This window comes from Halomonas sp. Y3, assembly GCF_024137965.1.
In the GTDB taxonomy this organism is placed as follows: domain Bacteria; phylum Pseudomonadota; class Gammaproteobacteria; order Pseudomonadales; family Halomonadaceae; genus Halomonas; species Halomonas mongoliensis.
Map to the genome: position 1 here is coordinate 271059 of NZ_CP099975.1, position 21468 is coordinate 292526.

At 60.2% G+C, this 21468-nt stretch carries 22 protein-coding genes; 19 read left to right on the plus strand and 3 right to left on the minus strand.

Going from position 1 to position 21468, the window contains the following annotated elements; genetic code table 11:
• The first annotated feature begins 21 nt into the window (after positions 1–21).
• The 14 genes from NHL60_RS01380 to NHL60_RS01445 all read left to right on the plus strand — a co-directional run bounded on the left by NHL60_RS01380 (position 22) and on the right by NHL60_RS01445 (position 15039).
• Positions 22–402, plus strand: coding sequence for a TIGR03745 family integrating conjugative element membrane protein (locus tag NHL60_RS01380; protein WP_253447975.1), 381 nt, complete (start codon positions 22–24; stop codon positions 400–402).
• On the plus strand, positions 402–785 hold the full coding sequence (locus NHL60_RS01385) for a TIGR03750 family conjugal transfer protein (RefSeq protein ID WP_253447978.1): 384 nt from the start codon (positions 402–404) through the stop codon (positions 783–785). The genes NHL60_RS01380 and NHL60_RS01385 overlap by 1 nt, the downstream gene beginning before the upstream one ends.
• Positions 782–1429, plus strand: a complete 648-nt coding sequence (locus NHL60_RS01390) for a PFL_4703 family integrating conjugative element protein (RefSeq protein ID WP_253447981.1) — start codon at positions 782–784, stop codon at positions 1427–1429. The genes NHL60_RS01385 and NHL60_RS01390 overlap by 4 nt, the downstream gene beginning before the upstream one ends.
• Positions 1426–2316, plus strand: coding sequence for a TIGR03749 family integrating conjugative element protein (locus NHL60_RS01395; protein ID WP_253447984.1), 891 nt, complete (start codon positions 1426–1428; stop codon positions 2314–2316). Before NHL60_RS01390 ends, NHL60_RS01395 begins: the two co-directional genes overlap by 4 nt.
• Entirely contained in the window at positions 2313–3758 is a 1446-nt protein-coding gene (locus NHL60_RS01400) for a TIGR03752 family integrating conjugative element protein (RefSeq protein ID WP_253447987.1), read from the plus strand. Before NHL60_RS01395 ends, NHL60_RS01400 begins: the two co-directional genes overlap by 4 nt.
• 61 nt (positions 3759–3819) lie before the next feature.
• A complete protein-coding gene (locus NHL60_RS01405) occupies positions 3820–4236 on the plus strand; it encodes a TIGR03751 family conjugal transfer lipoprotein (RefSeq protein ID WP_253447990.1) in 417 nt (138 codons plus the stop codon).
• The gene (locus NHL60_RS01410) at positions 4236–7163 is read left to right on the plus strand and encodes a conjugative transfer ATPase (protein WP_253447994.1); all 2928 of its coding nucleotides are present in this window, start codon (positions 4236–4238) and stop codon (positions 7161–7163) included. The genes NHL60_RS01405 and NHL60_RS01410 overlap by 1 nt, the downstream gene beginning before the upstream one ends.
• Positions 7164–7272: 109 nt before the next feature.
• Positions 7273–8058 (plus strand): type IV toxin-antitoxin system AbiEi family antitoxin domain-containing protein, encoded by a 786-nt coding sequence (locus NHL60_RS01415; protein WP_253447997.1) that lies wholly within the window; start codon positions 7273–7275, stop codon positions 8056–8058.
• Positions 8048–8968, plus strand: a complete 921-nt coding sequence (locus tag NHL60_RS01420; RefSeq protein ID WP_253448000.1) for a nucleotidyl transferase AbiEii/AbiGii toxin family protein — start codon at positions 8048–8050, stop codon at positions 8966–8968. Before NHL60_RS01415 ends, NHL60_RS01420 begins: the two co-directional genes overlap by 11 nt.
• 315 nt (positions 8969–9283) lie before the next feature.
• On the plus strand, positions 9284–10204 hold the full coding sequence (locus tag NHL60_RS01425) for an alpha/beta fold hydrolase (protein WP_253448003.1): 921 nt from the start codon (positions 9284–9286) through the stop codon (positions 10202–10204).
• 57 nt (positions 10205–10261) lie between these two features.
• Positions 10262–12928 carry a TrlF family AAA-like ATPase gene (locus tag NHL60_RS01430; RefSeq protein ID WP_253448006.1) on the plus strand — a complete coding sequence of 889 codons (2667 nt, stop codon included), beginning with the start codon at positions 10262–10264 and terminating at the stop codon, positions 12926–12928.
• An 88-nt stretch (positions 12929–13016) separates the two neighbouring features.
• Complete coding sequence (locus NHL60_RS01435) at positions 13017–13706, plus strand: hypothetical protein (RefSeq protein WP_253448009.1); 690 nt, start codon at positions 13017–13019, stop codon at positions 13704–13706.
• A 109-nt stretch (positions 13707–13815) separates the two neighbouring features.
• Positions 13816–14199 (plus strand): hypothetical protein, encoded by a 384-nt coding sequence (locus tag NHL60_RS01440; protein WP_253448011.1) that lies wholly within the window; start codon positions 13816–13818, stop codon positions 14197–14199.
• A gap of 201 nt (positions 14200–14400) precedes the next feature.
• Entirely contained in the window at positions 14401–15039 is a 639-nt protein-coding gene (locus NHL60_RS01445; RefSeq protein WP_253448014.1) for a hypothetical protein, read from the plus strand.
• Positions 15040–15202: 163 nt separating this feature from the next.
• Here the strand turns inward: NHL60_RS01445 and NHL60_RS01450 are convergent, their stop codons facing one another.
• Positions 15203–15574 carry a histone-like nucleoid-structuring protein, MvaT/MvaU family gene (locus NHL60_RS01450; RefSeq protein WP_253448017.1) on the minus strand — a complete coding sequence of 124 codons (372 nt, stop codon included), beginning with the start codon at positions 15572–15574 and terminating at the stop codon, positions 15203–15205.
• 238 nt (positions 15575–15812) lie between these two features.
• Between NHL60_RS01450 and NHL60_RS01455 the strand changes: the two genes are divergently transcribed.
• Genes NHL60_RS01455 through NHL60_RS01475 form a run of 5 tightly spaced genes read left to right on the plus strand, consistent with a single transcriptional unit; the run spans position 15813 to position 20616 of the window.
• Positions 15813–16247, plus strand: coding sequence for a TIGR03757 family integrating conjugative element protein (locus tag NHL60_RS01455; protein ID WP_253448020.1), 435 nt, complete (start codon positions 15813–15815; stop codon positions 16245–16247).
• Positions 16244–17194: a TIGR03756 family integrating conjugative element protein gene (locus tag NHL60_RS01460; protein WP_253448023.1), complete on the plus strand. Its 951-nt coding sequence runs from the start codon at positions 16244–16246 to the stop codon at positions 17192–17194. Before NHL60_RS01455 ends, NHL60_RS01460 begins: the two co-directional genes overlap by 4 nt.
• Positions 17195–17207: 13 nt before the next feature.
• Entirely contained in the window at positions 17208–18692 is a 1485-nt protein-coding gene (locus NHL60_RS01465; protein ID WP_253448026.1) for an integrating conjugative element protein, read from the plus strand.
• Positions 18692–19072 (plus strand): hypothetical protein, encoded by a 381-nt coding sequence (locus NHL60_RS01470; RefSeq protein WP_253448029.1) that lies wholly within the window; start codon positions 18692–18694, stop codon positions 19070–19072. Before NHL60_RS01465 ends, NHL60_RS01470 begins: the two co-directional genes overlap by 1 nt.
• Positions 19072–20616, plus strand: a complete 1545-nt coding sequence (locus tag NHL60_RS01475; RefSeq protein ID WP_253448032.1) for a conjugal transfer protein TraG N-terminal domain-containing protein — start codon at positions 19072–19074, stop codon at positions 20614–20616. Before NHL60_RS01470 ends, NHL60_RS01475 begins: the two co-directional genes overlap by 1 nt.
• Positions 20617–20645: 29 nt before the next feature.
• On the opposite strand, the gene NHL60_RS01480 is transcribed toward NHL60_RS01475, so the two are convergent.
• Positions 20646–21026 (minus strand): hypothetical protein, encoded by a 381-nt coding sequence (locus tag NHL60_RS01480; protein WP_133483949.1) that lies wholly within the window; start codon positions 21024–21026, stop codon positions 20646–20648.
• A gap of 66 nt (positions 21027–21092) precedes the next feature.
• The gene (locus NHL60_RS01485; protein ID WP_133483950.1) at positions 21093–21407 is read right to left on the minus strand and encodes a DNA-binding transcriptional regulator; all 315 of its coding nucleotides are present in this window, start codon (positions 21405–21407) and stop codon (positions 21093–21095) included.
• Positions 21408–21468: the final 61 nt, after the last annotated feature.

Sequence of the window (21468 nt, forward strand, 5' to 3'; positions counted from 1 at the left end):
TTACTCAAGAAGGAGCTCGTTATGACTACCGTGCGTTCACTCTTCTCTCGTGCTCGTGCTCGTGCTCATGCCCAGCCCCGGGGCTTTGCCGCGCTTGCTGCGGCGGGGCTCTTGCCGGCCCAGGCCATGGCGCAGGGGCTGCCCTCCATGGAGGCACCGTCGCGAGGGGAGGGGGATGGCCTGCTCACCACTCTGCAGAACTACCTGTTCGACTTCGGCGCCTTGGGCGGCCTGATCCTGGCCACGGTGGCCTTCCTGATCGTCGCCATCGCCGCCATTGCCACCTTCAACGAGGCCCGGGTGCGCGGCGAATGGTCGAAGTTCGGCGTGGTGGTTGTGGTGGGGGTGGTGCTGATCATCGCCATCATCTGGCTGGCCACCAAGGCGTCGGAGATCCTCTGATGGCCAACCGTCTCGACTTTCTGCCGACCCGCCTCAACGCCGCGCCGGTGGTGTTCCGGGGCATGACTGGGCATGAGGTTGGGATGATGGCCCTGGGCGGCCTGGCCGCGGGCCTGCTGCCGGGCGCGATCGGCGCCTGGCTGCTGGAGGCCATCGCCATGGTGCCCACTGTGGCCTTCGCCTGTGCCGGCATGGCGCTCTACTTCGGTGGCGCCGTCATGCGGCGGCTGCGTCGCGGCCGTCCCGCCTCCTGGCTCTATCGCAGCCTTCAGTTCCGCCTGGCCCGGCAAGGCATACGGCTATGGGGCGGCGAGACCCTGATCACCCGCTCCGGCCCCTACTCGCGGCGGCGGATGCGCTACCAGCCGGGAGGACGGCCATGAGTCGCTTTCGTCACGCCCTGAGCGCCCGGGATGCTCATATCACCACCCTGCGCCTGGTCATCGCGGTGCTGGCCCTGCTGAGCGCCGGCCTGTGGTGGGGCTGGAAGTCGGCCCCGGAGAACCTAACCATCCACAATCCGCCCGACCTGCGCTCCGGCAGCACCCGCGCCTGGTGGGAGGTCGACCCCTCGAGCGTCTACGCCTTCGGGTTCTACGTCTGGCAGCAGATCAACCGCTGGCCCTCCGACGGCCAGAGCGACTATCAACGCAACCTGCAGGCCTACTCGCCCTTTCTCACCCCCTCCTGCCAGCGCTACCTGGACAACGACTACGAGACCCGCAACCGCCGTCAAGAGCTCTCCGGGCGCGTGCGCGGCATCTACGAGATCCCCGGGCGCGGCTATCGCGCCAGTGCCGTCGAGGTGCTGAGCCGCGATGCCTGGGTGGTGACCCTGGATATGGCCATCGACGAGCAGTACGCCGGCACGCCGGTGCGCGACCTGTTCATTCGCTATCCGCTGCGCATCGTGCGCGCCGACGTGGATCCCCAGCGCAACCCCTGGGGCCTGCAGGTGGACTGCTTCGAGGGCACCCCGCAGCGCCTGGCGGTGCCCGGCCGTGAGGAGGAAGGAGACCCGCTATGAAGCGCGTGATACTGGCCTGCCTGGCGAGTGCGATGCTGGCCGGCGACGCCCTGGCGGTGGAGATCATGCACTGGGAGCGCCGTCCCCTGGAGATCCCGCTGCCGGTCGATGAGGAGCGCATCGTCACCCTGGACCGCAACGTGCGGGTGGGGCTGCCGCCGGCCCTGGCCAACCCCGAGGTGCTGCGCGTCCAGAGTGCCGGGGGCGTGCTCTACCTGAAGGCCTTCGAGGCATTCGAGACCCAGCGCGTGCGGGTACAGGACGTGGAGAGCGGGGATGTGCTGCTGCTGGACCTCTCGGCCCGCGAAGGGGCCAGCGGCGAGGAGATCCTGGTAGTGGACAGCCGCGAGGCGTCGCCGGCCAGTGGAAATGCTTCATCGGGTTCGTCCACGGGAAGCAGCGGGGCGCAGGCGTCAGAGGCGTCACGGCCTTCGGCTCAGGCGTCAGGCGGTGACGCTCAGCGGGCCACCGCCACGCCGGTGCCCGTGCTGCTGACCCGGCATGCCGCCCAGTCTCTCTACGCGCCACAGCGGACCATCGAGCCTCTGCGCGGCGTCTCGCGCGTGCCCATGCGGCTGCCCGAGTCGCTCGGCACCCTGCTGCCGTCGCTGCCGGTGACCGCCACGCCCCTGGGCGCCTGGCGGCTCGATGGCTGGACGGTCACCGCGGTGAAGCTCGAGAACAACGACCGGCGACGCGCCTTCGAGCTCGACCCGCGCTGGCTGCAGGGAGACTTCTACTCCGCGACCTTCATGCACCCCTACCTGGCCCCGCGGGGCTCCGTGGAGGACACCACCACGGTCTTCCTGGTCACCCGGCGCGGCGGCCTGGACAGGGCGCTGATACCGCTGGAGGAGATGGATCAGGCCGAGGAGGGCACCTCATGACCCTGCGCAGCAACACCCTGCTGAAGGTGCTGGTCCCGGCGCTGCTGGTGATCGTGCTGCTGATCGTGGTGCGCGGCCTGAGCGGCGGCGGCGATGCCGGCACGGACGCCGAGACCGCCGAGGCAGACCCCACGCTGACCCTGAGCGACGACGAGCTGCAGGCGCTCGGCATCGAGGGGGATACCCCGCGGGACACCGTGGCCACATTGGTCGGCCACGTGCAGGCTATGCGTCGCGACCTGGAGCAGGCCCAGGCGGAAACCCAGGCGCTGCGCGACCAGAACGAGCGGCTGATGACCCGCAACCAGGACGTGGACGGCGCCATCGACGAGGCGCTGCGCCGCGAGCGCGAACGGCTGCGCCAGGAGATTGGCCAGTCCCAGCCGGATAGCTCCATGCTGGGCACCCTGCAGCGTCAGCTGGACCAGCTGCGCCGCCAGGTGGACGGGCAGCGCGACGACGACCTGCCCATCGGCCTGGGCCTGGAGGGCGGCGGCGGCCCCAGCGGAACGGCCTACTCGGGCCCCGGCTCGGCGCAGGCGCTGACCTGGGTCGAGCCCCTGGACGCCCAGGAGGACGAACGTGGGCGCGGCGAGACCACCTTCCCGACCCGCTTCGGTGAGGCCGCCGGTGAGCTGGGCGAGGCGGCCCGGCGCGGCTCCAGTGCGGTGGAGAGCCGGGTGACCGGACGCCCCGATGAAGCTAGCGTAGAGCCCGTCTACACCCTGCCGGAGAACTCCACCCTGATGGGCTCGGTGGCCATGACGGCGCTGCTGGGCCGGGTGCCCATCGATGGCACCGTCAACGACCCCTATCCGTTCAAGGTGGTGATCGGCCGCGAGAACCTCACCGCCAACGGCATCACCCTGCCTGAGGTGGAGAGCGCCATTGTCAGCGGCACGGCGACAGGGGATTGGACGCTCTCCTGCGTGCGCGGCCAGGTCAACTCGATGACCTTCGTCTTCGAGGACGGCACCGTGCGCACCCTACCGGCCCCGGAGGACGTCAATTCCGGCGACGGCTCCGGACGCACCACCATCGGTTGGCTGTCCGACCCGCGGGGCCTGCCATGCATCCCCGGGGATCGCAAGACCAATGCCCAGCAGTTCCTGTTGACCAGCTTCATCCTCGGCGCCGCCGAGCAGAGCGCCAATGCCGTCGCCATGGGCGAGGTCACCACCAGCGTGGACAGCGGCGGCGTGGTCAGCGGCCTCACCGGCAGCTCCGGCCGCTATGCGGCCAGCCAGGCCCTGGCCGGTGGCGTCTCCGACGTGCGCCAGTGGGTGCAGGAGCGCTTCGGCCAGACCTTCGATGCCGTGTACGTGCCGCCCGGCCAGCCGGTGGCCATCCATATCGAGCGTGAGCTGCCCATCGACTACGAGACACAAGGAAGGAGGGTGCGATATGACCGCACGGGCGCGGATGTCCTCGATCTGCCGTAGTGGCGTAAATCGTTCTGCGAGAAGTGCTGCAAAAAGCTCCGCCAGGCCGCTGGCGGCGCTGATGACCATCCTGCTGGTGACGGGCTGCGCCACCTCCCAGGAAGAGCTGATGCCGGTGGGCGATACCACCATGATGGAGATCTGGCAGAACCAGGCCGGCCACAGCACCGGCGAACGCCGCCTGCTGGACGTGCGCAGCGAGCTGCGCCGCCCTCTGGAGAGCCCGGAGCTGGTCAGCGAGCAGCTGCGCTACAGCCGCGACGCCAGCAACGAGATCTATAGCCAGTTTCGTCGCCTGCCCAACCCGGATCTGGTGATGTACGTCTTCCCCCACCTGGCCGGGTCCGAGCAGGTGCCGGTACCCGGCTACTCCACGGTGTTTCCCCTCTACCAGCGCGCCCAGTACGCCATGCCCGGCGAGAGCGCTCGCCCGAGCGCAACGCTGGAGAGCCGGGGTGACGAGGGGAGGGCGCGCTGATGTCAAAGTTCGACGACCTGATGAACCGGCTGTTTGGCAGCGCCCCGGCCGGCGACAGCAATCCGGGCCAGACGCAGGAAGCCGTGCTTTCATACCGGGATAAGGCCGAACGGGACGATACGTCAGCGGCCGAGCCCGAAGCGCTGGCCGCGCTCAGCAGCGACGTTCACGGCCGGCCGCTGGCCCTACCCCGGGGCAAGGCGCCCTCGGTGGCTGAGCTGCGCGCGCACTTTCGCCGGGCGCCCTCGTTCAGCAACTACCTGCCCTGGGTGGAGTACCTGCCCGAGTCGAGCTGCTTTCTGCTGGAAGATGGCGTCTCAGTGGGGGTGGTGGCCGAGGTCTTCCCCATCGCCACCGAGGGCCGCGCCCCGGAGTCTCTGGAGGCGATTCGCGACCAGATCGAGGCCGCCTTTCAGGACAGCCTGCCGGAGTATGAGCAGCACCCCTGGGTGGTGCAGCTCTTCGTCAAGGATGAGGTCGACGCCCGCCCCGACCTGGAGCGCATGCGCGACTATGTGCGACCCCGGGCCCGGGAGACCGAGTTCACCCAGGACTGGCTGGCGAGCATGGGCGCCCACCTCAAGGCGATCTCCAAGCCGGGCGGGCTGTTCCAGGATGACGGGGTGACCCAGACCCGCTGGCGGGGCCAGACCCGCCGCACGCGCCTGGTGCTCTACCGCTGGCTCGGCAAGAAGCGCCAGGCGGGAGAGCGTCAGCGGGGGCTCTCCCCCGAGCAGGCCGCCAATCAGGTCTACGAACGGCTGGCCGCCGCGCTGCACGGCGTGGGACTGCGTCTGGAGCGCTACGACGGGCGCGCTTTTCACCGCTGGCTGCTGCCGCGCTTCAACCCGCGGCCGCGGCTGGCCCCCGATGACCCGGCACGCTTCTACGCCCTCTGCGACTACCCCGAGGACGCCGGTGACGTGGCCTGGAACTACGACCTGGCCGAGGGAATGCTCTTCAACTCGCCCCGGGGCGATGTGGAGACGGGGCTCTGGTGGTTCGATGGGCTGCCCCAGTGCTGCGTGGTGGTGGAGGAGATGCGCCGGGCCCCGGTGGTGGGCCATCTCACCGGCGAGGTGCGCCGCTCCGACGGCCAGGCGAGCAACGCCCTGATGGACAAGCTGCCCGAGGGCACCGAGGCGGTGCTGACCATCGTGGCGACGCCCCAGGAGCCTCTGGAGGACCATATCAACCGCCTGCACAGCAAGGCGGTGGGTGACAGCGTGCTGGCTCGCCAGGTGCGCGAAGACTGCGACACCGCCCGCCGCTACCTGGGTCAGAACCACAAGCTCTACCAGAGCACTCTTGCCTTCACCCTGATGGGCGAGGACGAGCGGGACCTTCAGCAGCGCAGCATGGAGCTGGCGACTCAGCTGCTGCAGGTCAACCTCTCGCCGGTCGACCCGGAGGACGAAGTCGCCGGCCTGAACACCTACCTGCGCTGGCTGCCGATGAACTTTGACCCGGAGCAGGATCGCAAGAACCGCTGGTACACCCAGTTCAATTACGTCCACCACCTGGCCAATCTGGCGCCGGTGTTCGGGCGCGGCCGCGGGACCGGCCACCCCGGCGTGACCTTCTTCAACCGCGGCGGCGAGACCTTCAGCTTCGACCCGCTGAACCTCGAGGACCGCTCGGCCAATGCCCATATGCTGGTGTTCGGCCCCACCGGGGCCGGCAAGTCGGCCACCCTGAACGGCGTGCTGAGCCAGGTCATGGCCATGCACCGCCCACGGCTCTTCATCATCGAGGTGGGCAACAGCTTCGGGCTGCTGTGCCAGTATTTCGAGCGCAAGGGGATGAGCGTCAACCAGGTCAAGCTGTCGCCGGGCTGCGGGGCCCGGCTGCCGCCGTTCGCGGCGGCCACGCGGCTGCTGGAGAACGAGGTGGAGGAGCGGCGCCTGGCTCGAGACGCCGAGGACGCCAACCCCTTCGAGGAGGCGCCCCTGGAGGAGGAAGAGGAGCAGCCCGACGAGGAGCGCGACCTGCTGGGGGAGATGGAGATCACCGCCCGGCTGATGATCACCGGCGGCGATCCCAAGGAGGAGCGGGAGTTTCGCCGCGCCGACCGGCGCATGGTGCGCGACGCCATCTACCGGGCGGCGGAGCGCTGCCGGGCAGAGGGCCGCGACTGCATGACCCAGGACGTGCGTGAGGCGCTCTATGCGATCTCACGCGACACGGGGATCCCCGAGGAACGGCAGCGCCGCGCCTATGATATGGGCGAGGCCATGGGGCTGTTCTGCGACGGCTTCGACGGCGAGGTGTTCAACCGCCCTGGCACTGCCTGGCCCGAGTGCGACGTGACCATCATCGACCTGGCCCACTTCGCCCGGGAGGGGTACGAAGCCCAGCTCGCCCTGGCGGTGATCAGCGTGACCAACATGATCACCAACCTGGCCGAGCGCGATCAGTACAGCGGGCGGCCCATCGTCCAGGTCATCGACGAGTGCCACCTGCTCACCGTCAACCCGTTGCTCAGCCCCTACCTGGTCAAGGTGGGCAAGATGGGCCGTAAGCTCTCCCACTGGATCTGGATGGCCACCCAGAACCTCGAGGACTTCCCGGACGCGGCGCGCAAGCTGCTCAACATGATCGAGTTCTGGCTGTGCCTCTACATGCCGCCGGACGAGATCGAGCAGGTAAGCCGCTTCAAGGAGCTCACCGCCACCCAGCGCAAGCTGATGGCCTCCGCCACCAAGGTCTCCAAGAAATACACCGAGGGGGTGGTGCTGTCAGGTCGTCTGGAAGCGCTGTTCCGGGTGGTGCCCCCCAGCCTCTACCTGGCCCTGGCCGGCACGGAAGGCGAGGAGAAGGCCGAGCGCATGCGGGTGATGCGCGAGCAGTGCTGCTCGGAGCTTGAGGCGGTGCTGCACATCACCCAGCGGTTGGACGAGGCCCGGGGTATGGGGTCCGCGACGTAGGCACGGGTTTAGAAAATTCGCTGAGGTTGGCCTAATATTCCAATTCTGATGCTCAAATTAAACTGCTTTGGTTTATGATGAGCATCACAGTTAGCTGATTGGGCAATCTATGGCGACGAAAGTAAACCGGCTGTGGCAGCAGATCCCCCATGGCGCCGTGGTCACCACGGCGTGGCTGGAGACCCACGGCATCAGCGCCAACCATGCTGCCAAGCTCACAGAGGCCGGCTGGTTGAGGCGCCTTGGGCGCGGCGCTTACTGCCGGGCAGGCGACCCGCTGACCTGGGAGAGCGGGGTCTTTGCGCTGCAGGCACTGAGCGACCCCGCTGCACCGCCGTTCTGGCCGGGCGGCCAGACAGCCCTGGCTCTGCAGGGCTTTGCCCACTACCTGCCCATGGGGCACGACACCACTCACTTGTATGGGGCGGGGCGCCGCTTGCAGCTGCCGCTGTGGCTGAGCTCAGCCGACTGGGCCGGGGCGATCGATCTGCATCAGGACAAGGGGCTGCCGGAGGATCTTTCCGGCAGCCTCATGGACTACAACCCGCCCGGGGTGGGGTTTGCCCTGCGGATCTCGACGCCGGAGCGCGCTATCCTCGAGTGGATCGCCATTACGCCCAACGACCTGCTGTTCAGCAGCGAGCTGGTGGACACCTTCACCGGGCTCAATACGCTGCGCCCGCGCCGGCTGCAGGCGCTGCTGGCAGGGTGCCGCTCGGTGAAGACCAAGCGCGCTTTCCTGGTGCTGGCTCGTCATGCCGGCCACGCCTGGTACCATCGACTTGAAACCCACAGCCTCGACCTGGGGAAGGGCAAGCGGCAGCTCTGCAAGGGAGGGCGGTTGGACAAGGAATATCAGGTCACGGTCCCGGAGGCGTTCACGGATGAGCATTGAGGCCCGCTATCACGAACAGGTGCGCCTGTTGGTCGCGCTGTTGCCCTTTCTGAATGACGAGCCCTGCTTTGCCCTCAAGGGCGGCACGGCCATCAACCTTTTCGTCCAGCCCTTCCCGCGGTTGTCCGTCGATATCGACCTCGCCTACCTGCCGCTGGAGCCGCGTGACGAGGCCCTGCACCGCTGCCGCAAAGCGCTGCAGCGGCTGGCACAGGCCATCGGCACCCAACTGCCCGGGGTAAAGGCCGAGCTCCAGGATAACCGCCGCGATGAGCTGAGAATCCTGGTGCGCCGAGGCCGGAGCCAGGTGAAGGTCGAAGTCTCACCGGTGCTGCGCGGCACCGTGCATCCGCCCCAGTTGCTTGACGTGGTCGAGGCCGTGGAAGACGAGTACGGCTTTGCCTCGGTGCAGGTTGTGTCGCTGCCGGACCTCTACGGCGGCAAGCTCTGTGCCGCGCTGGATCGTCAGCATCCTCGCGATCTCTTCGATGTGAAGCTGTTGCTGGACCAAGGCGGCCTGGATCGCAGTGTCTTCGAGGGCTTTCTGGTCTACCTGCTCGGCCACCCCAGGCCAATAAACGAAGTCATCAACCCAAGGATGAAGCCGCTCGAGCCCATCTACCGCAAGGAGTTTGTCGGCATGGCCATAACCAACATCCCGCTGCCGCAGCTGGAGGAAGTGCGCCCTAGGCTGCTGGAACGGCTGGCCCAGCTGATTACCGACGATGATGCTCGCTTTCTACTTTCGTTCAAGCAAGGTATGCCTGATTGGTCGTTATTCCCTGTTCAGGGTGTTGGCCAGCTGCCCGCTGTGATGTGGAAGCTTGCCAATATCAGTAAGATGGGGGAAAAGAAAAATAATCAAGCACTGAGGGCGCTTAACGAGGCTCTGAGCAGTCTGAGGCCATAGAAGAGCCATCTGTTCTGGACAAACCATTATCTGAACAACTAGGGTTGATTAGATGTTTTTCAAAGGCTGCTGTCGACCCAAAGCAGACATGCCGTCAAAGGCAGCAGGCACGTTCATTGGGGATATGCAGCATGCATGGTGATTGGTATTATGCTGCCGAGTTATGCTTAATCCATAGTTTTTTCAATAGGGTAAGAGGTGAGCGAGCGCGCAGCATAACATTATTGAACGCGCGTGCGCGTTCAAGTGGAATATCAAGCGTGCGGTTTAATACCTGTTCAGCAGTCACGAGCGGAAGTGTGGAAGGAGGTTTGAATGCCAGAGAAATTTGTCAACATCAACGACAGATCACTTTGGAGTGAGTCAGCTGGCTCGAATCAAGCAGACACGATCCTTTTGGTTTCTGGTGCCAACGCATCGGCTCTGATGTGGCCGGGTGAGTTTGTCGAGCTGCTAATTTCGAGGGGTTATCGCGTGATTCGATATGATCATCGGGATACCGGGCGCTCCACCTTCATGGAATTTGATGAGGCTCCTTATACTGTTGAGAATTTGGCAGCAGATGCGATATCCGTCCTTGATGCGTGGCAAGTGGATAAAGCCCATGTTGTCGGCCTGTCGATAGGTGCGACTTTGGGCCAAGTTCTGGCGCTTGATCATCCTGAGCGACTTTATAGTCTCACGCTCATGTGTGGAGCTGCATTGGACGTAGACTTTGTTGGAAATATGAACCGTGCATTTTCAGGTGAGAGTTCTCTCGATGGCTTACCTCTACCCAAAAAGGAAGTGCTAGAAGCACTTTCACAGCGTGCCACGCCATCCAGAACTAAAGAAGAAGAGCTTGATCGACGTGTAAATGAATGGAGGCTGCTGTCAGGAAACAAGTTCGAGTTTGATGAGTCAGATTTCCGACAGCGCGAACAGCGTTGCATAGAGCACGCTGGAACTTGGGCGCAGCCCGGAAATCATGCCATAGCCACCCCGGTGTCGCTGTCGCGGGGCAAGGAGTTAAAAGATGTGTATGTGCCGACTCTGGTGATTCAGGGTTCTGAGGATCCGCTCAACCCGCCACCCCATGGCAAGCATATTGCCGATTTGCTGCCAAATGGCCGATTGGTAGAGATTGACGGGCTTGGGCATTGTCTACCAAAAGCGCTTCTATCTCGGCTAGCAGATGAAATCGGCAACCACGCTGAACAAAGCCATACAGGCGACGCTCGTACCTCGCGCGCCTGATGGCGGCGTTAGGTCATGAGGGCTTGGTCAGTATCATCTTGATTTTAAGGAAATATAATGATTGGATCAATTTGGAATAAATGGGATTTGCATATTCATTCTCCCTATACTCATCAAGCAAATGAGTTTGGCAACACCACTATTGATAATTATGTGGATAAGTTAATCTCATCAGAGATAAGTTTGATTGGCGTCACAAATTATTTCTTTTTTAAAGATGGTGAGCTGGATGAAGTCAGGGAAAAAATAAGAGAAAAGGGCGCCGAAATAACAGTTTTAGGGAATCTTGAATTCCGTATCGATCAGCAAAACAAAGACGGCGAGTGGATCAATATACATTGTATCTTCTCGGAGGAGCTTAGTACCCAGAAGATAAATGATATTCTGTCGACACTACCATTCTCTAATACTACTGCTGACAGGAAGAGTATATATTGCTCTCAACAATCTGTTGCTGATTCTAAAGCTAAGTTGTCTGAAATAGTAGTGAAATTTGATTCTTTGATTGAGCATCTGAACAAAAATCTAAAATTTGGAGTGGACTTTCTAATTGCTGCTTGTCCCAATGGCTATGGCGGATTTAGGCCTGATATGACAGAGGGGCGCTCATACGCTGTTGCTTTAGAAATAGAGAAAAGGTGCCAAATAATACTTGGTAGACCTCAGGACCGAGACTTTTTCTTAAATGAAGATAGATATTCCTTTGCGAAACAAAAACCCGTTTTCTATGCTTCCGACTCTCATGATATAGAAACGGTCGGATCAATATACTCTTGGGTTAAGGCTAAGCCGACTTTCGAGGGGTTGAGGCAATCTATTATTGAGCCAGATCTTAGAGTGCAACAAACAGATGATTTTGTGGAAAAGCAATACATAAAGCCATGGTTTAAATCTGTTGAATTAGGCGGAAAGGTATTTTCAGGAGAGGAGATTACTTTCTTTAGTCAAACGATTCCACTAAACCCAAGCCTAGTCACGATAATTGGCGGGAGAGGAACTGGCAAGAGCCTTTTTTTAGACGCAATGCATTCAAGATTTAATCATAAAGCTGAGCGCTCTAACGCTCGTAAAGTGAGCGGTGAAGGGCTTTGTGTTGAACTGGATCAAGGGGATGGAACAGTATTAAAGTTTAATTCTTCATCTAATACTTATTCATATTTACATGTATCTCAAGGCGATGTTCAACATTTTAGCCAGATTCCTGATGATCTGAGTGACGAAATAAAGAGAATGCTTGGAATTTATGGGGTTGATTTTGACTCTGTTAGTAGCTCGGAAATATCAAGAAATTTGAGCAAGTATCGAGCATTTGTTGAATACTGGGAAGATGTTGATCCTCAAGGGCAGCGTATTAATACGCAGCAATATCAGCAAGATGTTATTGAAAGCAACACCCAGCTAATCGGTACACTTACTAATCCGCAGAACAAGTTGCTAATTGAGCAGTATCAGAATAACTCCAAAAGTATTAACGAGAAAAGTAACTACATTCATGAGGCAAGAGGTTCGTTAGCGCTCATAAATCGTTACGTGAAAGAGATCAATCAAAGCGTCACAAAGTTAAACGAAAATATTTTCTCTCTAGAGAAATCAGCTTTAATTGATGAGTCTGTGCTAAAAGATCCAATTGATAAAAACATAGAATCTTGTAATGTCGAGATTGAAAAATTAAAAGATAGTAATGGTGATATTGCTGGCCAGTTTCGGCAGCAAGGTATCAATCAAGACATATCATCTTTGCTTAATAAAGTGACTGAGTATCAAAAATCTATAGACCAGGCGTCAGCGAAGTTAGAAGAAATAAATAAAAAGACCTCTGACTACCATGAGTATGTCAAAAAGCGTGGTGAGCTGGCCTTGTTATACAAGCAGTATTTGGATATCCAAAAAGAGAATATAGATCAAGCCTTTAAAAACCTTAAAGCTAAGCAGACGGGCTGGAATGATGAGCAGAATGAACTTGTCCAAAGCATGCTTTCTGATATACATATTAATGGGCGTATAATTTTTAATGTAGATCGTTTTTATCAAGGTATCGAAGAATGCGTAAATAGAGGTAAATTCAGGGGTACAAGTGAAAGGTCGACTCTTGAAAGATTACAAGAAACATTTTGCGTAAGTTCAGAGGAAGATTTCTTTAATCTCTTGGCTGGTGAGAAAATAATTAATTATGATGGCGAGCCAATTAACATAGAGGATTTCTTTTGGAAGTCTGAGTTTTTCAATAAGGGTGGGCGGTTCGAGTTATTAAACTACCTCTTTTCACCTGCAAATATTAAAAATTATCTTTATACTAATGCTGATTTTCAGTACAAGGGGAAAGCGGTCAATAAACTGTCAGTTGGTCAGCGAGGTACATTCTACGTCTGTTTGAAGTTAGCGACAGATCCATTTGGTAGTCCTTTTGTGTTTGACCAGCCAGAAGATGATTTAGATAATGATTTCATAATGTCGCAGCTTGTGCCTCTTTTTAGGAAAATAAAAAAGTACCGTCAAGTAATAATTGTAACTCACAATGCTAATTTGGTGGTTAATACAGATGCAGAGCAAGTGATTGTTGCTGTAAATCAAGGGGAGAATATTCATTACATGGCTGGCTCTGTTGAAGATGGTAATGTTAAAACGAATACAGGAATAAGGGCTGATATATGCAACATTTTAGAGGGTGGTAGCTATGCTTTTGAGAAAAGAGAGCGCAAATATGGCATACAGGAATTAGCCTAACAAGTCACTGCACTCGGAAATTTTACTCGCTTAGCTCTCAAAATTCCGGTGAGTGGGGCGTTAGCGACTGGTGCGGCAGCAGTCGCAAATGGGTAGCGCAGACATAATGATTCCAAAAAACCAAATCTCAGTACAAAGGCGAATTGCCGAGGCTGTTGCCGCGAAAATGAACTACGACTTCCTCTGTTTTCGCGGGTCTATAATGGGTGAGGCGTATCTTTGTCACAGTATTTCGGAGATTCTCGCGTCTTTCTTCGACCAGACGGCCTATAGGGCTAGGAATAACTTCGCGCATCCGGTGCTCTCTTCGGTGAAGCGGGGACGAAAACCGGAGATTGACTACGTCGTCGAGGATCTAGCTAAGAATCGGGTTGTGCTTGCAGCAGAAGCGAAGTGGGCTGGTAGCTCTCATTGTTCTGCAGAAAACATCCTCTGGGATCTTGTTCGCCTAAAAGCACTAAAGGATTCAGTCGATCACGAATGTGGAACCTACTTTCTTGTCGCAGGAAATAGGGAAGATGTTGATAAATTGTTTCGGGCGAAGCTGTTTCGGCAGGGGTCACATTCTCCGCTGATTGTCGGTAGTCGGCGAAAAAAAAGCTTTAGCCTTTCAGATAATCGGGATCATCAAAAGCTAATTGATAAGCAAAAGAAGAAGTGGTTGGAAGCTTATTCAAATTTTTCTATCCCCGAATGCTTGGAAACTAAACTAGAAGATGATTCGCGATCGGCGGCCAATAATATGCGATTTGTCGCGCGGGTTTGGGAGGTCCTATGAATCAAAGTATCGTGGCCGCTAACAATAGTGTGAGCTTGGACGCCCAACTGTGGTACGCTCCGTTGGGCTCCGGTTACGCTGTTCGTTAACCAAATTAAAGGATTCTCGTATGTTGCGAAGCCTTCGGAAAGGTAAGTCTAGCGTCTATTTTCAGCATGAGAATACCGGTCACAGCATCGGCGCTGAGAAATTTGAGTCAGCTGTAGACGATGGTGCTGCAGTGTTGAGGTTCATTCTTAAGCCCGTGGACGAAAATCAGCGGCAAGATGAAAGCTACTTACACGAGGAAGATCTCGTATCTATCACCATTGATGATGAAAGGATAGTGGATGGTTTCGTATCTCACGTAAAGGCGAGCGGGTCAAAAATTTCCAACTGTAAAATAGAAGTGCTTTCTCGTAACAAGATGCTTGTCTTTGAGGTCCAGCCGCAGTTTGTAGATCATGGTGCCGTCAAGTATCTGGAATTTCAGGTTGCATCGCAGTATTGTTAATAATTCACGTCACACGGATGTTCTTTACACGGCTTCGCTCTGTACAGGTCACCAGTACGCTCCGCATTATGTGTCGAGAACTCCTAATCAAGAAAAATATGCCGTTTAAGTCATGGGATAGCTTTAGAGGGGTAATCGGGGACGTGCCCCTATTTCTTCTGCTCACCGCGATTTTACTTTCAATTTAAGGCGTTATGCGTTATGAAAGACAGTGCCAAGGGGCGGTTCCTTCGCCGGTACACGGAGCTACCGTTTCTGATCGATTTTCTTGAAACAAAAAAGATCACACTTCTCAATCCGAAGTCTTGGGATGATCGTAATGACTCATATTACTTGCAGCAATATGGGGCAGCTACCGGGCTAAGGTCAATCTATTCACTGTGCCTAACCGAAACTAACGAAACCTATCATCACTGGAGGGTTTTTTCACATGGAGCCAGTGGTGTTTGCATTGAGTTTCATAAAGGAATGTTTTTGGATCGCGTGAAGCGAGTGGAAGGCTTACGAGCAGGACCAGTCATATACAGAACGTTGGATGATATGCGTTCGAAGCCGCCAGAAATCGAGGAGCTGCCATTTATTAAGCGACACGCATTCGGCGACGAAATGGAGTATCGGCTTTTCGTCGCTCGCACCAATCACGAGACGATCACACTCAAGGTTCCAGTTAGTCTCGATACAATCAGTCGAATCATGCTAAGCCCTTGGCTCCCTAAGGAGGTCGCAAACCAGGTCAAGTCGGCCCTTCGAGCCATTCGAGGATGCAGCAAGCTAAAGATCTACAGGTCTACTTTAGTGGAGAATGAAGCTTGGAAGAAGTTCGCTAAAAACGAACTATAATAATTGAAAAGTGGTTATTATTCGATTCGAACTTATATTTCCGTAAAGCTCTATACTTCGTAAAAAGCACCTGGGTATAGCGTTATATTAGAACTGGCTTAAAGACAGCTTCTGGCCGAAAGCAGCCGGCCTGCCAACTACTGTCAGGCCGGCTACGAGAGTATTAGTCCTCAGTCCTGACGAGCCAGCTTTCTACGGTCTCGGCACCATACTCCTCCTTCCACGCCTTCAGCGTCTTCTGATTGCCGCCGCGGGTCTCGATGACCTCGCCGGTGTTGGGGTTCTTGTAGATCTTCAGCTTGCGCTTGGCGCGGCCGGTGCTCGTGGTGCTGGCGGCCTTGGCGGTGGCCGGCTTTGGGTCCAGCAGTTTGATGACGTCAGCGGCTGACTTGTCGAACTCACGCATCAGCGCCTCAAGCTTGTCCTTGAACTCCAACTCGGCCTTGAGGCGGTCGTCGTTCTTCAGCTTGTCGAGCTCTTCCTGGAGCTGCTTGAGCTGCTGTTCCTTCTGGATATAGGTGTTGAGAATGGACATGCGTCTCCTCGCATTGGGTGAGTGTTGGAGGCAAGTATGGTGGCTTCCGTGATTTGAATCAATGGATCTCTTCAATTAACCGTGGCAGTGACGGTTGCCAGCAGGGTAGTGGGTGCGCTGAGATATTGATGGGTGCTGCTTAAGAAAACACCCCGCGGCCGAGTTAACATTTCCTGATGCAGCTCAAAGCTGACTTCGTAATGCTGTGCCAGTTCCTTGTTCTACTGGAGTGGCAAGCATGGAGAGACACCACCCGCGCCGCTGGCTGGCCGCCTTTGGCCTATCTGCCTGCCTGGTAGGCCCCGTACTCGCTGAGCCAGCCATCGAAGTCTTTACCACCGCTGGTGAGCCGGTCGTCAACGTGCCCTCGGGCGTAGCGGTCATCGAACTCGATGTGCCTGGACGACTGGATGCCCTGCTGTCTCAGCAGTTGCCCGCGGATCCTGACGTTGCTGCAGCCTTGATGCGCGAGCGCATGACCACGCCCGCGTGGCAGGAAACTGCTGACCGCTATGCCGATAGCTATCTCGGGCTGGCCAGGGCCTGGCAGCTGGGCGTGGAGAAAGTCCCCGCCGTGGTGATCGATGGCCGCCAGGTGATCTACGGCCAGCCGGACGTAGCCGAGGCGCTGAGAGAAGCCGAGCGGCTAATGGGGCAGGAGGGCCGCCGATGAAGCCCTTCAAGACGGCAGGGGCCGTGCTGGGCGGGGCGCTGCTGAGCCTGGGCGTGGTTCAGAAGCCGGCCCAGGCGCTGACCACGCCGCAGATCGTTGCCTCGTCGCTCTCCACCCAGTGCCTGGACTACCAGGTCATCGGTATCTGTGTCTGGCTCAACTGCTCCTGGTCGGGCTGCTCGATCCGCACTTCGGTGCAGGTGCGCCACTATATTCCCGAGCTGGTGGTCTCCAGCTACGAGAACACCGGTGATAACCCCTGGTGGGAGGTGGCGGCGCTGTCGCCGCCGCTGGGCGAGGCGCTGGCCGGAGGGCAGAGCACGTCCGATGTCAGCCGGGCTCAGCACGAGCACCTGCGCTTCAAGAATGTGGATGCCATCGGCCACCCGGCCGGCGAGGCCTTCAGCAGCTTCGCCAGCGCCTTCGGCATGACCTGCGCCGGGGCAGCGACGCCCTTCCAGCCCTACCACCTCTCGACCCTGGACGCCCTGGCGTGGCGCAGCGGCATTCCCGAGTCGCTCTACCCCGAGGCACTCACGCCCGGCATGCGTGAGCTGGGCCAGCCCGGCGACCTGTGGGGCAACATCTACCCGCGCAGCGGCTTCCTGACTCAGGTACACGACTACAAGACCGCGGCGACCACCGCCCAGCGCTCTGCCGATGTCGTCACCCGCACGGGGCAGCCCCACGTCTACACGCCGCTGGTGGCCGCCAGCCGCGACGGCTACTGGCCGCCCGGGCCGGTCAAGGAGGGCGATGCCTCGACCCACCGCTGGCAGCGCCTCACGCCCGGCATGAGCAAATCCTGTCGGGTGTGGCCGGACCGTGGCGTCACCGACACTTACGGTGACCGCCTGGATACCGGCGGTGACTACGCCTGGTCGTTGTGGCGCCCCTATCGTTGCTGCAAGCGTCGCGGCCAGACCCTGCTGTATGCAGTCCCCTGAAGGAGAGAAGCCGATGAAAGGAATTCGTATGCGACGCTTCGCCCTTGCGCCGCTGGCCGGCGCCCTGGTGGTGGGGCTGCTGTCTACCCATGCTGCCCAGGCTCAGGCGCAATCCGCCGATGCCCTTTACTACCAGATCGGCGGCGCCTCGCCTTTCAGCGTCTCCGCCGGACGGGGCTACAACCCCAACGTTCGCGGTATCGGCATCAGCTGGAACATGAATGCCACATGCGGCAACTTTGATATTGGCGCCACGGTCTCCAACCAGCTCAACGGCGTCACCGACGGCTTCCAGAACCTGATGGGGACGGTGGTTCAGAACGCCCAGGGTGCCGTGGCCTCGCTGCCCGCCATGGTCATCCAGCGGGCCAACCCGGGGCTCTATGACCTGCTAAGCAACGGCGTGCTGCAGGGGCGTGTCGACTTCGACCGGGCGTCGATGTCCTGCCGCCAGATGTCCGAGCGCATGGCCGACATGGTCACCGGGCAGGGGTGGCAGCAGATGGCCGCGGCCGAGAGCTGGCAGAGCGCGGCCCAGTCCAACGCCGACGTCGTCGCGGCTCAGGAGCAGGTCGACCAGTCGGGCGGCAACCAGGGCGTGACCTGGGTGGGAGGCCAGCGCCGCGGCGGCCAGGATCAGGCACCGATTCGCGTGGTGCAGGACACCGCTCGCGCCGGCTACAACCTGCTGCACGGCCGTGACGACACCACCAGCACGGCCCCCATTGCCGGTGGCGGTGGCGGCTGGGGATCGGTAGCCACCAACGAGGGCACCTGGATTGGCGGCGGCGGGCTGGCCGGTGCTTCCGGTGGGAGCGGTGGCGGCGCAGGGTCAGGCAGCGGGGCAGGGAGCTGCCTGGGCGGCATGTGCACGGTCTGGCAGAGCCCGGAGGAGGCCGCCGAGTGGACCCAGACGGTGATCGGTGAGCAGTCGATTCGCACCTGCGACGGCTGCGAGCGCAGCGAGACCCAGGCCGGCAGTGGCCTGGTCCGCGAGCTGGAGCGTGAGCAGCAGGAGGTCTACGGGCTGCTGCAGGGGCTGGTCGACGGCAGCGAGCCGCTGACCCCGGAGAACCTGCGCCAGGTCTCCGCCGGCGACGGCCTGACCGTCTCCAGAGGAGTGATCGAGGCGCTGCGCAGCGACCCCGAAGCCTCGCTGCTGATCCACCGCCTGAGCGGTGAGATGGCCCTGGCCAGGACACTGACCAAGGCGCTGTGGGCGCGCCGGCTGCTGCTGGCCGGCAGCAGTGACCCGGGCATCGCCGACAACGAGCAGGGCATGTCGGCGCTGGATCGCAAGCTGGTGGCTCTGGATCGGGATATCGAGTCGCTGCGCTCCGAGATGGAGATCCGCCAGGCGCTGGGCAACAGCGCTGCCGGCATTGCCCTGGAGCGCGCTTCACGGCGCAGCCAGGGCGCCTCTCAGGGCGAGACCTTCCGGCCGGATGCCGCCCTGGACGGCCGCGGCCGTCCAGCCGGCGAGGAGGGCGGCGACTGATGACGCGACGTGCTTTCTCCTGGATAAATCCGACCCGCTGGCCGTCGCTGCTGGTCGCCATGGCGGTGCTGGTCGTCATGTTCCTGCTGAGCGGCGCCATTCTCGCCGTCAGCGTGCGGCTGCTGGGCGGGCTCGAGGCCCACCATAGCGCCTGGCAGGCCGCCTGGCCGTGGCTGCTGGCCTGCCGGCTGAGCCTCTACGCCGCGCTGGCCCTGGTCTGGTGGCGTAAGGTGCGCCCCCGGGCGGTGGCGCGGCTACGCCGGGACCGCGACGATGGCCAACAGGCGCTCGCCAAGCTCCGCCGGCTCGAGCTGATGGCACTGGGCATCCTGGTCCTGTTGGAAGCCACCAACCTGATCAACCAGCTGGGAGGTGCCTGATGGGAGGCCTGCTGACCGCGCCGCTGGTGGTGTTCGACTACTTCGCCAACGCCATGACGCTATTGGGTTGGATCATCAACAACGCAATCTGGAACGTCATGGTCGGCACCGGCATCGCCGCGGTGCCGTTCATCACACTGGTGCTCTCCGAGTGGTTCAAGGCCCGGCAGGAGGGCGACGAGGCGGGGACCAAGGGCATCCTCACGGTCAACCGTATCGAGACCCGGCTCTACGCCATGATCCTGGCCTACGCCTTCACTTGCCTGCCGCTGCTCCAGGTCCAGCTGGCTACCGCCGATATCGACGAGAGCCGCTCGCTGGAGTGTGGAACCCGCCAGTTTGCCGCTGGCGGCTGGTCCGAGGGGGCGTTCGGCGCGACCGAGAGCTCGATCGGTGGCCAGCAGGCCAGGATTCCGCTGTGGTGGGCGGGGGTGCATGCGGTGTCCCACGGGCTCACCGCCGCAGCAATCCACGCTATTCCCTGCTCGACGGACTTTGAATCCGTCCGCATGGAGCTGGACCTACACAGCGTCGAAGATCCGGGGCTGCAACAGGAGGTCGGCGAGTTCCAGCGCCAGTGCTTCGGGCCGGCGCGCAACCGGCTGCTGCAGGAGGGCGGGACCATCGAGTCCACCCGCGCCATGGATGTGGACTGGATCGGCTCGAACTACTTCCAGGCCACGCCCGGCTACTACGACAGCTTCTACGCCGGGCGGCCCATCGCCGGCTTCCCCTACGATGCCGATCGGGACGTCTCCCGGCCCAATACCGGCCCGGGAATGCCGGGCTACCCCTCCTGTCGGGAGTGGTGGTCCGCCGAGAGCGTTGGACTGCGGGCCCGGCTGCACGAAGAGGTCAGCCCCAGGTTCTGGGACGACTTCCGCAGCATCTTCACCAGCAGCGACGCCGAGGACTACGTGATCCGTCGCCTGGTCAGCCCCCGCTCGGGTGCTGCCAGCGGCAACCTGGATCAGGCGGTGGTGGGCTTTCGTGGGTTGGACGGCGGAGGCTTCTGGGATGCTACCGTCACCGCCGGTGCCATGGTGGGCGGCACCCTGTCGATCCTGCCCTTCCAGGCCGGCATGGATATGCTCAAGCAGGCGCTGCCCATGGTGCAGGGCATCCTGGTGATGGCCATCATCATCTGCCTGCCGTTCGTGATGGTCATCTCCAGCTACAGCTTCAAGGTCGCCGGCATGGCCACCTTCGGGCTCTTCGCCATGTGGTTCCTGACCTTCTGGTGGGAGCTCGCCCGCTGGATCAACGCCAACCTGGTGGATCTGCTCTACCGCAGCGACGCCGCCAAGCTGAGCTGGCTCTCCGCCGCTAACAACCTCTACGACCGCATGGTGCTGCAGTTCGTGGAGGGAATGATGTTCCTGGTGCTGCCGACGATCTGGGTGGCCGTGCTGGGATGGGCTGGCCTGAAGTCTGGTGCTGCTGTGGCCAAGGGCATCGGCGATGGCGGTAATCCATCACGACAGTCGGGAGAGAAAGGCGGCGGGCAGATACAGTCTTCGGGTTCTGGAGGGAGGCTCAAGTGATGAGAGCGAGCCAGCTCAGCTGGCTCGGCTCAGTACATCCACTCGCCATCCTGATCGTAGACGGTGCCATAGCCGTCATCGTTGAGGCTAGCTGAGGCTTCTTGGGCTGCTTTGTCATCTATGCTGGCCGATAGCCCCTGAGCCACACCGCCTGCTACTACGGCCGCTCCTCCGGCTACCTTGCCGGCTCCCCGGGCGATACGCCGCCACCCCTCCTGGGTGGTGGCCGTTTGGGCAGTGGACTTGGCCATGCCAGCGGCGGAGTCGCGCAGCACGCGCAGCGACTCTGTCGTGCTCGCCCGGGTGTGCCAGCCGTCAGACCAGCCTTCCTGCTGTCCACCGTCGAGAGCCTTCCGCGCTGCCTGGCGGCCAGCGCTGGCGGCTCGGGTGAGAAGTGATTTCAGCGCCATGGGCGTCCCTCCCTGGGTACATCAGCCTTTTAGCATAGACGTAGCGCGAGGGAAGCTCCAGTGGGCTTAGCCGAGGGATGCGAGGTGCTCGATGGTCTCGGGGTACTTCTGGACCAGCCGGATGAGGGTCTTGGCTTGGGCGTTGGGCTTGGCGCGGCCCTGTTCCCAGTTCTCCAGCGTCCTGGGGTTGGTGCGCAGGTACATGGCAAACACCGGTCGCGACATATGCAGCTTCTCGCGCAGCGCGATGAGCTCATCGGCAGTGACGTCAGGGACCTCATCCAGAGCGACAGGATGCGAGCGCAGCGTGCGCTTGCCTTGGCGCTCCTCCGCCAAAGCGTCGAAGCCCTCGACGAGCTCGTCAAAGATGTTGCGGTCCATGGTCATGTCCTCGTAACGACACCAAAAAGTATACGCAATTTGCGTATGAATTTCGCTGCTG